Raw genomic sequence first — 13,493 nt, 5'->3', positions numbered from 1 at the left:
TACACCAACGTTATTTGTGCAGCCGAAGCCCGTAGCGTAGCTAGTAGGGTTAAGGCTGAACTTTGTTATGTGGTGTTTTGCTTTTTTGTTCTATTTCAAACCCTTTGCTGGCAATTCCCCATTGCAGAAGTTTTGCCTCATCAAAAAATATCATTATTTCCTCGGCACCAGTAATTAGCTTGTAATCCGAATCAGGAGCAAAGGCGGAAAAATAGACTTTTTTGTTATTTTCGAATGTAAACACTATGCTTTCAGGCAGAAATAAATCTTCAAATAAAAATTCTAATGCATCTTCATCATTTAGAACTGTACCATCTAATACCTCATTTGAATCTGTTTTCCAGTACCATTTAATATTTCTAATCCTTTGCCCAGCTATTGCTTGCCAATTTTTATTAACATTCAGATTGTTTTCGTCTTGCACATATTTGTTTTCAAAGAATTCCTTTGCTTGAATTCTCTCTATTTGAATACCGAAAATGCCACCACACCATGATTGATAATCAGTATTCAGTTTATAGAATGTTGTGTCAGACAATTGAATCGTCAAGAAACCCATTGGCACATGAATGACTTCTTTATCTTTAATTTCCTCCCATCCCTCAACTTTAGGAGCATAATAGATAGCATCAATACCTTTCCCAATCATTTGTTTCCTTATAAATGATTGTTCCTGTATTATTCTAAAGAAATCATTCTTGAAAATGGCTTTGTGCTCTTCTGTATTCATAATTCAAATACCACATAACGGTGTGGTATAGCATAGGAACTGAGGCAAAGCCGAAGGCTCTATGCTATATAGTGTTCTGTGCTGTATTTTTTCTTTCTTCTTCCCGTTCCCATAGGTAGTAATCAATTGTGTCTTTCCAATGGGAGCCTTCATTTTCAAATATATTATTATCTATTCTGCTGAGGTCGGCTTTAAGTCTTTCATATTCTTCATCAGTAAATTCTGTAATCCAGAAGGAATCTTCTTTTAGTGGATGTTTTACCTTTGAGAACTCCCTAAGCCTTACAATAGTCTCAACGAGCTTTTCAATATTTGTATTAATAAATACTTCCTGAAAACCATTATCATGGTTTAAGTAGACGATACATTCTTTGTTATTCAAATTTATGGCTACTGGGTCACCAGAACCATTTGAGCCAATAGCTAAATATTGGTCAAAGAACGTGTCTTCCAAGTTCCAAGATTTATTAACAGTATTTAACCCTTCACTTAAATCATCAAAGCTTATTTCTTCGAAGCCTTTTGGAATACCTGAAATAGTCAATAAATCTTTAGTACTTGATTGAAGTGAAAAATTATTAACTGAGTCTATATTAACTTTTATTAAATCTTCTTCAGGCCAAATCTGCTTTAACTCTGCTGGGGTCATCTTTCATTATTTCATATTACACAGAACTATAGTATAAACGTAATACCACCCAACCTACGGTTTACAAACATACGGTTATCTGCACTATATGCAGAGTAGATTCCTTTTTGCTCCGGCTATGGTTTTTTCAGCCTCGGAACAGCGGAAATCAGCCCGTTTCCCGGAGTGGCATTCGTATAGCAAGATAAGGAAATAATTCTAAGACAGATACGACATCCTACTTTTCTGGTCACTTTCCCGGCACCTTTCGCTGAAAGCGCTTTCATACCCCAAAAAAGTATCACTGCACCTGCCACCACAGCCGCTGCACATAGGCAACTTGGGTTCTCCCATAGCCACCACAGCCTTACAGGGAAAGGCCTGAAGATAAATATTAAGAAAGGAAATTCTTTAGCAGCAGCGGGAATGGTGGCAGGTGCAGCAAACAAAATTGATACCCGAAGGTGAATAAAACTGCTTCACGCGCACGCTTTGTCAGCCTCAGCTGCAGCTATTGGCCGTTTGTACAGGTAAAGGCCGGGCTGGTCCAGGAACAGGAGCAGCACACCTACGGGCATGCCGATGCTGGCGATAAACATCACGAGGTTAAAAGCAGGAACTGCCGGGAGCCCCTGCCACAACAGCGTCCCCTGCCCGAACAGGAGCGCTTCGGTCAGGAAGAAGCAAACCAAGAGCAACACCATTCCGGCTCTACCCATAGCGGAAAGCCTGAGGAGTCGTTGCTGCAGGAAAAAGCCCAGCACAAAAAGCGACACAAAGCCAATGAGCGACAAGTGCAGGTACCCGATAACGAAGTAACGCAGCCGGTACGCCAGGTCGGCGAAATACGGGAAAGCCGAAACCAGCTGCATTGCCAGTTTAACCACCAGCGATACCAGGGCCAGCAGGGACAGGAACTTCACCCAGGGCTGCAGCTGCCGCGCCAGTTTCAGTCGTACTGCCCACAGCAGCCGGAGCAGGTATCCCAGCGCCACAATCTGCAGCACAGCTGCTACCCCTCCCGTCCAGTAAATAGCAGCGGCAGGCTTTGTCCAGAGCACCGACAGGGCAAAGGCAGGTACGCAGGCAAGGGTTAGCAGCCAGAACACCCGGCTCGCATAGCTTTTGTTATAGGTGATGTTCCTGTTTTCAAGAAACCAGAACAGCAGGCCAAGCGCCGCAAAAGTAAACCAGCCGTTGTACTGGAAGTGCAGGTAAAAATAGATAGCCGAATAGTAAAGCTCGCCTCCCGCTCCTCCGGTTGCCATCACAGGACCAAGTGCCCAGGGGCCAAAGCTCGACAACACCAGGAACACCAAACTCAGCAGCACAAATCGCAGCGAGATGTAGTGCCGGTGCCACAGGAGCTGATCATCTTTCACATGCCGCCAGAAACGCCACGCAAACCAATAAGTAAGCAGGATTTGCAGCGTAGAAAAGGTAATCGAGAACAAGGCATACCCCTGCACCGGAAACGACAGCAGCATGCCCTGCACCGCCACCTGCGTAAGCCAGAACTGCAGCCGGAACGATTTTCGCGCCTGTTCTGATTGGGGTTTGTAGGCGTATAGCAGTGTCGCAAAAAAAGCGCAATACAGCCAGCCCAGCAGCGCCACATGCGAGTGTGCATGGAGAATATTTTTGTAATTCAGCCAGCTGACAGGTGCCACCAGCAACCAGCGCAGCAGCAGGCCCAGCACAGCTACCAGCACAAAATACCCTAGCGCCAGCCGTACCCGCACCACCGACTCGCGGCGTTGCTCGACTATATTCCTTCTCTTCTTTACCTGTAGCATGGGCTTTTTTCACTTATGTTCCGCAAGTAGATTTGTCCTCCTTTGACTAAATAATTACTGCTTCAAGTTTTCAACTTGGAGCTAACTATGACGAAAGTTTTCAACTTTCGTATCTGCGCAGACCAAATTCGCTTACTGAAGCTACGCAGGCGGTATTTTGTCCCCCTTTGAAGGGGGCAGGGGGATGATTTACACCAGCGGACAATATATATTGTACTGGCTGCAGAACCTGATTTTCTTCACAGCCCGTGTATCATCCCCCTTACCCCCTTCAAAGGGGGACTTTTCCTACTATTTTACGTGTATCATCTATCACTTAAAATAATGCTCGTACAAGGTCAGCCGTAAGCAGATGCGTTCATACGCTGCCCTGGCCTCTTCCAGATCCTTCCGCTCCAGCATCTTCACATCCTGGGCAACCGGCATCAGGAACACGTGCAGCATATCGTTGGATTCGCCTTTCATGGTGGTGTTCTTAAACACCTGCATAATTACTTCTTCCAGGTTGCGGCCCAGGGTGTTATAGGTATCCAGGGTGCGGCCATCATGCTGCCAGGCAGTCTCCTGGATGATGCGGATACCCAGGTCGGTGTAGTCGTCGGTTTGCCAGCGCTCGCCCAGGTTCAGGGTTAGCTCAGGGGCTTCGGAATAGATGATTACGCTGTGCACTTCGGCTTCCGGACCGGGTGAACAGGCAGCCAGGAGCAGCAAAGCAAGGGCTACTGAAAAAATGGTTTTCATGGGTAAAAACAGGCTACATATCAAACATTTAAGTAGCTGCAAGTTACCAGTTGCTGCCTGTTCCTGAAATGACTCAGGTCACCCTAAAAAGGATATTAAGATGATATTGCGCACTTCCTAGACCTTTCAGAAAAAAACTGATATTTATCACTTTTTCAGCTGATACTACTCATCCTCCTGCTGCATTTTTCTCCCTACACTTGTACTGTGCTAAGCTGTTGCTTTAGACAAGCAGCGGCATCCGGAACATTTGGCGAAAGTTATGGCACCCAACAGCCTGGAGCGCATTACCGCTCTCGTGCTGGTTCACCCGGGCACAAGCTGTCTCAGACATACTTATTTAAACCAAATTATAGTTATTTAACACACTCATGCAACAGTTTACACCGCACAATTTTCATATACCTGTCATGGGGCTGTCTTTTTCCATCGATACTCCCCTGAAGGTAGCCCGTTTTGGGATTTCTTCGGTACTTTCGCTCAGCACCGATCAGCTTATCGAGCAAATGCGTGACTATTACAGCCACCTCAATCAAAAACCATTTACGCCTATTACCGAGCACGAAGACGACTACAGGGCCAGAAGAATAACCGCTTACCTCGACCTGGTAAACGAGCTGGTAAACGAACAGGTAGAAACGCTGCGGCAGGAGGCTTTTGCTCCCGGCACCGAACTCACAAAATACTTTGAGCTGCTGCCTGAGAACTCTTACCTGAAGTCGCTCTACAACGAGATGCTGCTCGAAGAGAAGGCAGCGCAGCAACAGATGATGCAGGATGAACTGCGCAAGTTGGTTGTGCCCGGCAGCATCGATGTAAACATCATGACCAAGCTCGACAAGACCAACTACAGCAAAAGCGGGGAAGCGCTGCCTTCGGAATATACCGATGCGCTGGCTGCACTGCGCGGCTATGCCAACAGCACGGTGCACTCTTCTATTGTGTTCTCGGCAGGTATGAACATGCGCCTCTACAGCTACCTCGACCAGTTCGCCTGCTTTGGACTGAACGAGCAAGGCACTTTTGATAAGAAAATCATCATAAAAGTAAGCGACTACCGCTCGGCACTGGTACAGGGCAAAATCCTGGCGAAGAAGGGGCTGTGGGTGTCGGAATTCCGGATTGAGTCCGGGCTTAACTGCGGCGGCCACGCCTTTGCCACCGACGGCTACCTGCTGGGCCCGATCCTGGAGGAGTTCAAGAAAAACAAGGAGGCACTGGTAGCAGAACTTTATTCGCTCTACAGCGCAGCCCTGGCTGCCAAAGGCAAGCAGGTACCGGCAGAGGCGCCAGCCATGCGCGTAACGGTACAGGGCGGCATTGGCACAGCCGACGAACACAATTTCCTGCTGGAGTATTACGGTGTGGAAGCCACGGGCTGGGGCACCCCCTTCCTGCTGGTGCCGGAGGCAACTACCGTGGATGAAGAAACACTGCAGAAGCTGGCTTCAGCCAGGAAAAAAGACCTCTACCTGAGCCCGATTTCGCCGCTTGGCGTTCCTTTTAATGCCTTGCGCGGCACTTCCAGCGAAGCCATGAAATTCGAGCGGGCCGCTAAAGGAAAACCGGGCAGTCCGTGCGAGAAAAAGCACCTGGTATCTAACACGGAATTTACCGATGAGCCCATTTGCACCGCCTCGCGCAAATACCAGCGCCGGAAACTGGAGCAGCTGAAGGCCCAGGATCTGCCACTGGCGGAATACCAGGCAGAAGAAGCAAAGGTGCTGGCAAAAGAATGCCTCTGCGAAGGGCTTTCCAATTCCGCACTCCTGAAGTTCGACCTCAGCCGCAGAGCCATCAACCAGACGGTTACCATCTGCCCCGGCCCTAACCTGGCTTATTTTTCAGGTATCTTTAAGCTGCAGGAAATGGTCGACCACATCTACGGTCGCCTAAACCTGCTCAACCAGACGTATCGTCCGCACATGTTCATTAATGAGCTTGGCATGTACATCGACTACTGGAAAAAAACCAAAGCCGAACAGGCTGCCGCTATTACCGATAAGCAGCAGAAGTACCTGCAGAACTTCTGGCAGAACCTGCAGGAAGGCATCAGCTACTACAAACAACTGCTGCCCTCGCTGTTCCCGAACAAACCCGAGCAGCTGACACGCATGCTGGAGGAGCTGTTGCAGGCTGAAGAAGAACTGCTGGTACACCAACACAAACCGGCCATGGCTTAACCAACCGATACCTGATTTTTCCTGTCATTTTTTCTGAGGCAGCGCTTTTGTAATCGTATTTGGTTATAAAAGCGCTGCCTCTTTTTTTACAGCGGCAGCATTGCCCGATTATCTGCGTATAATTTCTTTTCCGGCTTAAAAAGCGGACCTTTACAGCCATAACCAGAATGAAATTATGTTCTCGAAAGGGGTAAGGTACATGCTGCTGTCAACGTTGTTTTTCTCGCTGATGAATGTCTGCGTGAAGGCAGTGCCGCATATTCCGGCAGCAGAAGTAATCCTGTTCCGATCTGTGGTTTCGCTGATCATGAGCTTTGTGGTGCTGCGCAGGGCGCATTTAAGTGTGTTGGGCAGCAAACGTAACCGCTGGTGGCTGGTAGCACGCGGGGCAACAGGCGCCACGGCACTGCTGCTTTTCTTTAACACGCTGCAGCACATCCCGCTGGCTACGGCGGCCACGGTGCAATACATCTCTCCTATCTTCACCGCCATCCTGGGCATTTTCCTGGTAAAGGAGCATGTAAAGCCCTGGCAGTGGGTCTTTTTCCTGATCTCGTTTGCCGGAATAATCGTGATCAATGGCATCGAAACCGAAATCGATACCTTCTACCTGTGGCTTGGCGTCCTTAGTTCCTTGTTCTCCGGACTGGCGTATACCATCATCCGGAAACTGAATACGAAGGAACATCCACTGGTCATAATTTTTTACTTTCCGCTCGTTACCATTCCCATTGTGGGCACTTATACCATGTTCAACTGGGTGAGGCCGGAGGGTTGGGACTGGGCATTGCTGCTGCTGGTGGGCGTGCTCACACAGCTCGGGCAGTATTACATGACCATGTCGTACCAGGCCGAAGAAATTTCGAAAGTGGCCAACCTGAACTATATCGGCATTATTTACGCGCTTGTGCTGGGGTATTTTCTTTTTGGGGAAGAATTCAGCCTGCTCACCTATTCGGGTATGGCACTGGTGCTGCTGGGGGTTTTTCTGAACATGCGGTTCAAAAGCCGCCAGCTAAAACGACAGGCCATGCAAGGAGCGCAAGCAAGCGAAGCTGTTTAACTGAAGCAGTGTTATTTGATTTCGCCTTTTTCCTCCGCCGTTTTAGGGATATCTCTCCGGAAATTCCGGACCAGGTAATTCATTTCAACATCAACAGCCGCTAAGGCTATCCGGGTTTCGGCAATCAGCAGGATGGTGGCGTAGAACAGAAATACGGTCCCGAAAATACCCAATACCACCGGCACCCAAAGCGTCAGAATTCCCAGCGCTTCCAGCAGACCAATGGAAATACTGGTAGCCACAAACGTAGACAGCGCCACATACAGCAAACTAATGGTGTGCTGCAGCTTACGGGAGCGATAGGCCGCACGGTACAGAAGCTGGTACAACAGCTCTTTTTTTTCCGCATTGATTTGATCTTCCTCTTTCCGTACCAGTTCTTCGAACTGATCGGAGAGCTTTCGTGCCCGCTCAATGCTTCTGGCCAGGCGTTGCGAGGTAGTCAGGATGAGTTGCCCGGTGGCTAAAATAAGCACCACAGGCGTAATCATGGCTGATAAAACTTTTAAATCAGTCATCATACAGACAGAGGTTTCAAGTATTGTCGGCGGGGTAAGCCGTTATGCCCATCAAAGCCAGTGCACTTTGCCCGGTGTGTTGTTTGGTCAGCTGCACTACCACCGGCACATCGCTCTCCAGCACTCCCCCATACGGCACGCCCAGCGGAAGCGCAAACGGTTCTATCAGGTCGTTCACGCTGAACATCTTTACCCGCTGCGCTTTCACCTTTACCTGGTAAGTGCCGGCAGGTTCGGTGTCGGTAAAATAAAAAGTCATGCTTACAGTTGCTTCTTCGCTGGTGGTGTTCAATATCGAAATAATATCTTTACTCACATACTCCGGTTCTTTTCCGGTACTGTCGACTGGAATGTAACCACCCGAAAACGCCCAATATTTTTTGCCGTAGCGCTTGTCTTTCATGTGTAAAAATAGTTTGTTTTGCTGGCTTACAGGCCAAAAATTTCCTTTAAATGATCGTTCAGGAATATACCCTCCGGGTCCATTTGCTTCCTGATTTCCAGGAACCTGTCCCACTCCGGGTATAACTGCTTCAGTTCGGGGGCTTTCAGGGTATGTTTTTTACCCCAGTGTGGCCTTCCGTCGTAGGCTCTGAAAATTGGCTCCAGGTCGTCGAAATATTTTTTGTACTCCAGTTCATGATTCTGCAGCACGGCAATGGTTACCGAATCGCGGTTGTAAAACGGGCTCAGGCAGGCATCGTCTGCCGCAATCGTCCGGTACAGCACGCGCCAGCCCACATAGTGCCGGTGCTTTTCCTTGATGCGCTTCCGTATTTCCCGGAAACACTCCGGCCCCGCCTCAAACGGGACGGCATACTCCATTTCTTCGTACTTCAGGTACCGGAACCGTGGCAGCACTTCGTACAGCCAGCCTTCCTGTTCTTTCACCAGGTCGCCGAACGGAATATCCTGCATGCCCTCCCCTACCGGATTGCAGATCCGCAGCTTGGTCAGGTCGCTGCGCGGGTACCAGTACAGGTCGAACATGCGGTTGGTTTCTATCAGTTCGTGCAGGTGCGCCAGGCTGGTATCGGTATGGGTGCAGTATTCTTTCCGTAAAAACTGCTGCGCCGGTTCCACCTGTATCGTCAGCTCGGTCATAAAACCCAGGCTGCCCAGCGACACCCTTGCCGCCCGTATCATTTCCGGATGCTCTTCCAGGGTGTAGGTTTTCAGGTCGCCTCTGCCATCCACCAGGCGGCACCCCACCAGCATACTTGACAGATTTTTCAGCTTCCGGCCAGAGCCGTGGGTGCCTGTTCCGAAAGCACCGGCCAGGTACTGCATGTCGATATCGCCCGTGTTGTGCAGGCTCGTGTTCAGTTTGATCAGCCCTTCAGAAGCTTCGCGAATAGAAGTACCCGGCAAAAGTTTTACCCGCAGCTTATCTTCCTCGAACCCTGTGATCCCTTTCAGTTTTTCCTGCGACACCAGCAACTGGTCTGTTTTTACCAGGGGCATGGAAGAATGTCCTGCTCCCACAATGCGTAGCTGTTTTTTATCAGCCAGGGCCTGCAACACAAGCTTCTGAAGCGCCGTTTCGCTATCCGGTTTTTTTATTTTCTCAGGCGTAAACCGTACACTGCCTGACCAGTTAATCCATTCTTCCGCCATTCTGGTTAGATGTTGAGGTATTCTCCCCTATAACTGAAAATAGCTGCTGAAGGTTAAGGAGGAATGACGTAAATTAACCTGCACCAGCAGCAGCGGGAATGGTGACTGCAGCAGCAAATAATTTTTGCCTGTATGCAGCAGAAAAAGTTCTTTTTTTATCTGCTGCAGCTGCCACCATTGCCTCTGCTGCTGTATTTTTTATGATGAGGCTGGGGTTTTGTTTTGCAGCAACATTCGCTGTCGTTAGCGGGTATAGGAACACTATGGCAGGCAACGCATTTAATTATGAGCTTGATTTCGACAACACCGATTTCAGGAAACACCCGGAATTATACCGGATTGGTGTGGGCGAGCAGGGGGTTTTGCTGGTGCAGCCGTACAAGTCGGAATTGCTGCCGCACTGGAGGTTTAAGACCGAAGCAGTAGCAAAAGCTTCTGCCGAAAAAATATTTGCGCTGTTTGAAGAGTACCTGCAGCAGCACGATTTTGTAGGCGCCGACATGGCCCGCAAGTTCCTGCAGATGGGCTTTACCCGTGCCCGCCGTTACGCCAACCACCAAAGCGGCCGCAAATACAAACCCGGCGCGGAAGACAAAACTGAAAACCTGGCCTATCCCTACTCCTCCGGAAGCAGGCACAAAGGCAACACAGTGCTGGAGCAGGAGCCTGATACGCTAACAAACGAAAAAGCCCGTGCTGCTGCGGTGTTTAAAAACTATTGGTTTAAAGCCAAAGACCACCCGGAGTACCTGAAGCAGAAGGCGGTGTTTCGGGAGAAGTATTATAAATGAACTGGTTTGCGAGGCGTTAGCCGAAGCATACCTTGTAGCTGGGTTAGGGGAAGACACTTCATGCGTGTACCACAATTTCTGTTTTTGACATCTCCACTAACGAATGCTCTGAAAATAGTCTTACAATCAATTCTAAATTCTTGTCAAACAGGTGGATTAACTCGCTATTTCGGATATTTCCTGTTCTTACAATCAACAGCTTAGGAGGCTCTTTTTTTAGTACATACGACTCCAGAAAATCGGCATCTTTTGTGATAACTATGAAATGCTCATCAGTGGCTAACCGAGTGATGTATCCGTCTTGCGTCTTATTCTTATCTGGCAGCTCAAGGATATGAATGGAAACAATTCCTTTGTAGTTAATGAAGTCAGAAAGTGCTTTTGGCAACTGTGCATCAACAAGGAACTTCATGAAGCTATTCTGTAGATACTTTTTATTTGAGTCAGTTTAGCCGCATACGCAAGGCAGGCAAGAAAATCTTCTTTCTCTAAATCAGGATAATCCTCAAGAAGTTCTTCTATGGTCATACCAGAAGCTAAAAGTTCAAGCATATTATCGACAGGGTATCGCAATCCACGAATAGTAGGTTTACCGTGACAAATATTGGGGTCTATTGTTATTCTGTTGATAAGTTCTTCTTGCATGTCTTAGTTTACTTTTATTAATCAAAAATAGCTGGAAAACTTTTCACTTTTATTATTTTCCCGACAATGGGCTGGTATCTACGACTTGCGAGGCATTAGCCGAAGCAGGTAACATACCTGGCAAACCGGCCTGTGTCTATTTTATCTTATTTGGGTTCTGTCTGCTGTCAAACAAGTACGTGATATAAATTACTTGTTCTTTAAATTCATAGAAAATTATTGTTTGCTTAGACAATACAGCTTTTCTTAAACGTGGACTTATGGTCGAGGCAGGAAAAACGTTGGGAAACCTGGATATGATAGTTAGTTGCTCGGATAGTTTAGCCTTAAATTTATTGACTTCTCTTTCTGTCCATTTTGTGGAAATATAGCTGAGGATGTTCTCAAATTTTCTACGGCTTCGTCAGTCCATAAAATCGGAAAACTCATAACCCGAATCGCTTCTTTATTTCTTCATGTGGCGTAACCCTTCCTTCATCTATATCTTTCAGACCTCTTCCTATTCCTGTTCTTTGTTCCGGGGTTAAATCTTCCCACCAGTCTCCTTCTGTTTTAGAGTCCTTTACAACTTTTAAATATTCAATGGTGTCCTCATCATCTAATTGAGCCAGCCATTCTATCAATTCCAATTTTAGAGCTTCAAGTCCCATCTTCTTTTGTTCTGTTTATAAGCCAATATCGTAATTTCTGGACGTATTCTAAATTTAAAAGGTTTTACTTGCTTGACGGATTGGGCTATAATGTGGCGTAGCTATATTATAGCTAGGGTGTGCGCCCAGTATGGGCACCTGGTACTGAAGGTACCAAATTATTCCAGAGAGTGCAAGTCCCTTGCAGGCGAGTTGGTGAAGCCTGTTAGCAAGCCGCAAGCTGGTTCGTCGTGAGGCGTGCAGTGAAGAAAGCGGGACTGCAAAATCCGGTACTGACGGACAGAAACTGCATAAGAGGCAGGAAGTCGTGGGTAAGCAAGCACCCCTTTGCGATGCCCCTGACCAACAAACGACTTTGTGTAGATGCAGCAGGAATCGGAGGAAGGAATGTGCTCTTACCTGGGGATACCTTGGAATAGATTTGTTTTCTATGAGCCAAGGAGTCAGCAGAAGCCATAGTAGGTAGTGGAAACGAGCCGGAATAGCTAAACCCTTCCCCCGGAGGCCTCACAAGCTACTCAAGGGCCGAACGTTAAGTTGCTCCAAATTCGGTAAGGAGGCCTAGCCAGCCTTGCCTTAAGCGGGGCAGAGAATACAGTAAAAGTAGTAAAGATGATAGAGAGGGTACTCCACCGGGGCAACATGCTCAAGGCATACACGCACGTACTGGCCAACAAAGGTTCGGCCGGTGTGGACGGTATGTCTGTGAAAGAGCTGGCGGCGCACCTGAAACAAAACAGGGACGCCATCGCCACCGACATCTGCAACGGCAGGTACTTTCCTCAACCCATCTTAGGGGTAGCCATACCCAAGAGCAACGGTAAGAATCGCCTGCTGGGCATTCCCACCGTTACCGACCGAACACTGCAACAGGCCGTCAGCCAGGTGATAGCACCGCTCTTCGAGCTTGAGTTCAAAGAGCACAGCTACGGCTTCCGCCCCAACCGCAATGCCCACCAGGCAGTGCAGCAGGCGCATAAGTACATCCATGAAGGCTACCAGTATATGGTGGATATAGACCTTCAGAACTTCTTTGACGAAGTGGACCACTGCATCCTGCTGCAACTGCTCTACCGCAAGGTAAAATGCCCCCTCACCCTTCGCCTCATCCGCAAATGGCTCCGGGCTCCCATCCTTATCAACGGGAGACTGGTCAAACGCCGGAAAGGTGTGCCACAGGGAAGCCCGCTCTCACCGCTCCTCTCCAACATCATGCTCCACGAGCTTGACAAGGAGCTGGAAAAGCAAGAGCTGCGCTACGTCCGCTATGCCGATGACTTCAGTATCTACACCAAAAGTGAAGCGACAGCCCGGAAGGTAGGTAACACTGTCTTCCTGTTCCTCAGGGACAGGCTCAAGCTGCCTATCAACAGGGAGAAGTCTGGTATCAGGCGTCCTGTGGACTTTCAAATTCTGGGTCACGGATTCGTGCCTACCTACAAGAAGGGCGACAAAGGCAAATACCAGCTGGTGGTGACAAAGAAGGGTTGGGACAGGTTAAAGCAGAAACTAAAGAGCATCACCCGGAAAACGACGCCCTGCTCTTTTGACGAACGTATTCAGGAACTGAAAGAGGCGCAACGAGGATGGATCCATTACTTCCGGTTGGCAAGTATACAGGGCAAACTCAAAGAAGTCGACAGCTGGATACGCAACAGATTAAGGCACTGCATCTGGCATGACTGGAAGCGACCGGAACGGAAAAGGAAGAACCTGATTCGGCTGGGAGTTCCGAAAGGCCAGGCGTATGCCTGGAGCAGGACCAGGAAAGGAGGCTGGGCTGTAGCTCAAAGTCCGATGCTGATAACGACGGTAACGGTGAAACGGCTTGTCAGGAGGGGGTATGAATCGATGCTCGACTACTACAGGAAAGTAGCTCCACAACTTAACGAACCGCTGTATACGAGACCCGTACGTACAGTGGTGTGAGAGGCGCTCCCCGTCAGTTAACGCTGGCGGGGCCGTCTACGGGAGTGTAAACGAAACTGTGTCACTCATTTTTTTAATGGCTTTTTTGATGTTACGGCTTTAGCCTAACATCAAAAAAGTCAAACCCTCAGGTGGGTCCTGAGTCTTTCCTCAAACATGATAAAAAGCTGAGAGAAAGTCAAGGCCCAGTTAGGCAGTGGCA

14 protein-coding genes are annotated in these 13,493 nt (G+C 48.4%); 4 read left to right on the top strand and 10 right to left on the bottom strand.

The features are described from left to right. Positions 1-49: 49 nt before the first annotated feature. From DCW36_RS14090 to DCW36_RS14075, 4 genes are all read right to left on the bottom strand, one after another. Positions 50-730, bottom strand: a complete 681-nt coding sequence (locus DCW36_RS14090) for a hypothetical protein (protein WP_114782767.1) — start codon at positions 728-730, stop codon at positions 50-52. A gap of 64 nt (positions 731-794) precedes the next feature. Beyond that, positions 795-1,379: an SUKH-4 family immunity protein gene (locus DCW36_RS14085; RefSeq protein ID WP_114782766.1), complete on the bottom strand. Its 585-nt coding sequence runs from the start codon at positions 1,377-1,379 to the stop codon at positions 795-797. A 458-nt stretch (positions 1,380-1,837) separates the two neighbouring features. Then, positions 1,838-3,154, bottom strand: a complete 1,317-nt coding sequence (locus DCW36_RS14080) for a hypothetical protein (protein ID WP_125185424.1) — start codon at positions 3,152-3,154, stop codon at positions 1,838-1,840. Positions 3,155-3,466: 312 nt separating this feature from the next. After that, positions 3,467-3,895: a hypothetical protein gene (locus DCW36_RS14075; protein ID WP_114782764.1), complete on the bottom strand. Its 429-nt coding sequence runs from the start codon at positions 3,893-3,895 to the stop codon at positions 3,467-3,469. A gap of 371 nt (positions 3,896-4,266) precedes the next feature. Between DCW36_RS14075 and DCW36_RS14070 the strand changes: the two genes are divergently transcribed. Together DCW36_RS14070 and DCW36_RS14065 are read left to right on the top strand one after the other, a co-directional pair. After that, positions 4,267-6,078: a hypothetical protein gene (locus DCW36_RS14070; RefSeq protein ID WP_114782763.1), complete on the top strand. Its 1,812-nt coding sequence runs from the start codon at positions 4,267-4,269 to the stop codon at positions 6,076-6,078. Between the two features lie 175 nt (positions 6,079-6,253). After that, positions 6,254-7,141 carry a DMT family transporter gene (locus tag DCW36_RS14065; protein WP_262708148.1) on the top strand — a complete coding sequence of 296 codons (888 nt, stop codon included), beginning with the start codon at positions 6,254-6,256 and terminating at the stop codon, positions 7,139-7,141. An 11-nt stretch (positions 7,142-7,152) separates the two neighbouring features. Here DCW36_RS14065 and DCW36_RS14060 read toward each other — a convergent pair whose 3' ends face one another. The 3 genes from DCW36_RS14060 to DCW36_RS14050 are packed head-to-tail and all read right to left on the bottom strand — an operon-like array spanning position 7,153 to position 9,276. Continuing rightward, positions 7,153-7,662 carry a DUF2721 domain-containing protein gene (locus DCW36_RS14060; protein WP_114782762.1) on the bottom strand — a complete coding sequence of 170 codons (510 nt, stop codon included), beginning with the start codon at positions 7,660-7,662 and terminating at the stop codon, positions 7,153-7,155. 13 nt (positions 7,663-7,675) lie between these two features. Continuing rightward, on the bottom strand, positions 7,676-8,062 hold the full coding sequence (locus DCW36_RS14055) for a sensory rhodopsin transducer (RefSeq protein ID WP_114782761.1): 387 nt from the start codon (positions 8,060-8,062) through the stop codon (positions 7,676-7,678). 26 nt (positions 8,063-8,088) lie between these two features. Beyond that, positions 8,089-9,276, bottom strand: a complete 1,188-nt coding sequence (locus DCW36_RS14050) for a D-arabinono-1,4-lactone oxidase (RefSeq protein WP_114782760.1) — start codon at positions 9,274-9,276, stop codon at positions 8,089-8,091. Positions 9,277-9,539: 263 nt separating this feature from the next. Between DCW36_RS14050 and DCW36_RS14045 the strand changes: the two genes are divergently transcribed. Beyond that, the gene (locus DCW36_RS14045) at positions 9,540-10,067 is read left to right on the top strand and encodes a DUF4385 domain-containing protein (RefSeq protein ID WP_114782759.1); all 528 of its coding nucleotides are present in this window, start codon (positions 9,540-9,542) and stop codon (positions 10,065-10,067) included. Between the two features lie 58 nt (positions 10,068-10,125). Here the strand turns inward: DCW36_RS14045 and DCW36_RS14040 are convergent, their stop codons facing one another. From DCW36_RS14040 to DCW36_RS14030, 3 genes are all read right to left on the bottom strand, one after another. Further along, positions 10,126-10,479, bottom strand: coding sequence for a DUF5615 family PIN-like protein (locus DCW36_RS14040; RefSeq protein WP_114782758.1), 354 nt, complete (start codon positions 10,477-10,479; stop codon positions 10,126-10,128). Beyond that, positions 10,476-10,712 carry a DUF433 domain-containing protein gene (locus DCW36_RS14035; protein ID WP_114782757.1) on the bottom strand — a complete coding sequence of 79 codons (237 nt, stop codon included), beginning with the start codon at positions 10,710-10,712 and terminating at the stop codon, positions 10,476-10,478. Before DCW36_RS14035 ends, DCW36_RS14040 begins: the two co-directional genes overlap by 4 nt. A 425-nt stretch (positions 10,713-11,137) precedes the next feature. Then, entirely contained in the window at positions 11,138-11,362 is a 225-nt protein-coding gene (locus tag DCW36_RS14030; protein WP_114782756.1) for a hypothetical protein, read from the bottom strand. Between the two features lie 612 nt (positions 11,363-11,974). Between DCW36_RS14030 and ltrA the strand changes: the two genes are divergently transcribed. Then, positions 11,975-13,291 carry a group II intron reverse transcriptase/maturase gene (gene ltrA / locus DCW36_RS14025; RefSeq protein ID WP_114782755.1) on the top strand — a complete coding sequence of 439 codons (1,317 nt, stop codon included), beginning with the start codon at positions 11,975-11,977 and terminating at the stop codon, positions 13,289-13,291. Positions 13,292-13,493: the final 202 nt, after the last annotated feature.

It is taken from the genome of Botryobacter ruber, from assembly GCF_003347595.2.
Lineage (GTDB): Bacteria > Bacteroidota > Bacteroidia > Cytophagales > Hymenobacteraceae > Pontibacter > Pontibacter ruber_A.
Note: the sequence above shows the minus strand (reverse complement) of the source record. Positions and strands in the feature narration are given on the sequence as shown.

Bases quoted from the DNA above. Each gene is read 5' to 3' on its own strand.
- DCW36_RS14085 (WP_114782766.1), bottom strand. From the start codon at position 1,379: ATGACCCCAGCAGAGTTAAAGCAGATTTGGCCTGAAGAAGATTTAATA.
- DCW36_RS14035 (WP_114782757.1), bottom strand. From the start codon at position 10,712: ATGCAAGAAGAACTTATCAACAGAATAACAATAGACCCCAATATTTGT.
- DCW36_RS14065 (WP_262708148.1), top strand. From the start codon at position 6,254: ATGTTCTCGAAAGGGGTAAGGTACATGCTGCTGTCAACGTTGTTTTTC.
- DCW36_RS14040 (WP_114782758.1), bottom strand. From the start codon at position 10,479: ATGAAGTTCCTTGTTGATGCACAGTTGCCAAAAGCACTTTCTGACTTC.
- DCW36_RS14070 (WP_114782763.1), top strand. From the start codon at position 4,267: ATGCAACAGTTTACACCGCACAATTTTCATATACCTGTCATGGGGCTG.
- DCW36_RS14050 (WP_114782760.1), bottom strand. From the start codon at position 9,276: ATGGCGGAAGAATGGATTAACTGGTCAGGCAGTGTACGGTTTACGCCT.
- ltrA (WP_114782755.1), top strand. From the start codon at position 11,975: ATGATAGAGAGGGTACTCCACCGGGGCAACATGCTCAAGGCATACACG.
- DCW36_RS14090 (WP_114782767.1), bottom strand. From the start codon at position 730: ATGAATACAGAAGAGCACAAAGCCATTTTCAAGAATGATTTCTTTAGA.
- DCW36_RS14055 (WP_114782761.1), bottom strand. From the start codon at position 8,062: ATGAAAGACAAGCGCTACGGCAAAAAATATTGGGCGTTTTCGGGTGGT.
- DCW36_RS14075 (WP_114782764.1), bottom strand. From the start codon at position 3,895: ATGAAAACCATTTTTTCAGTAGCCCTTGCTTTGCTGCTCCTGGCTGCC.
- DCW36_RS14080 (WP_125185424.1), bottom strand. From the start codon at position 3,154: ATGCTACAGGTAAAGAAGAGAAGGAATATAGTCGAGCAACGCCGCGAG.
- DCW36_RS14030 (WP_114782756.1), bottom strand. From the start codon at position 11,362: ATGGGACTTGAAGCTCTAAAATTGGAATTGATAGAATGGCTGGCTCAA.
- DCW36_RS14060 (WP_114782762.1), bottom strand. From the start codon at position 7,662: ATGATGACTGATTTAAAAGTTTTATCAGCCATGATTACGCCTGTGGTG.
- DCW36_RS14045 (WP_114782759.1), top strand. From the start codon at position 9,540: ATGGCAGGCAACGCATTTAATTATGAGCTTGATTTCGACAACACCGAT.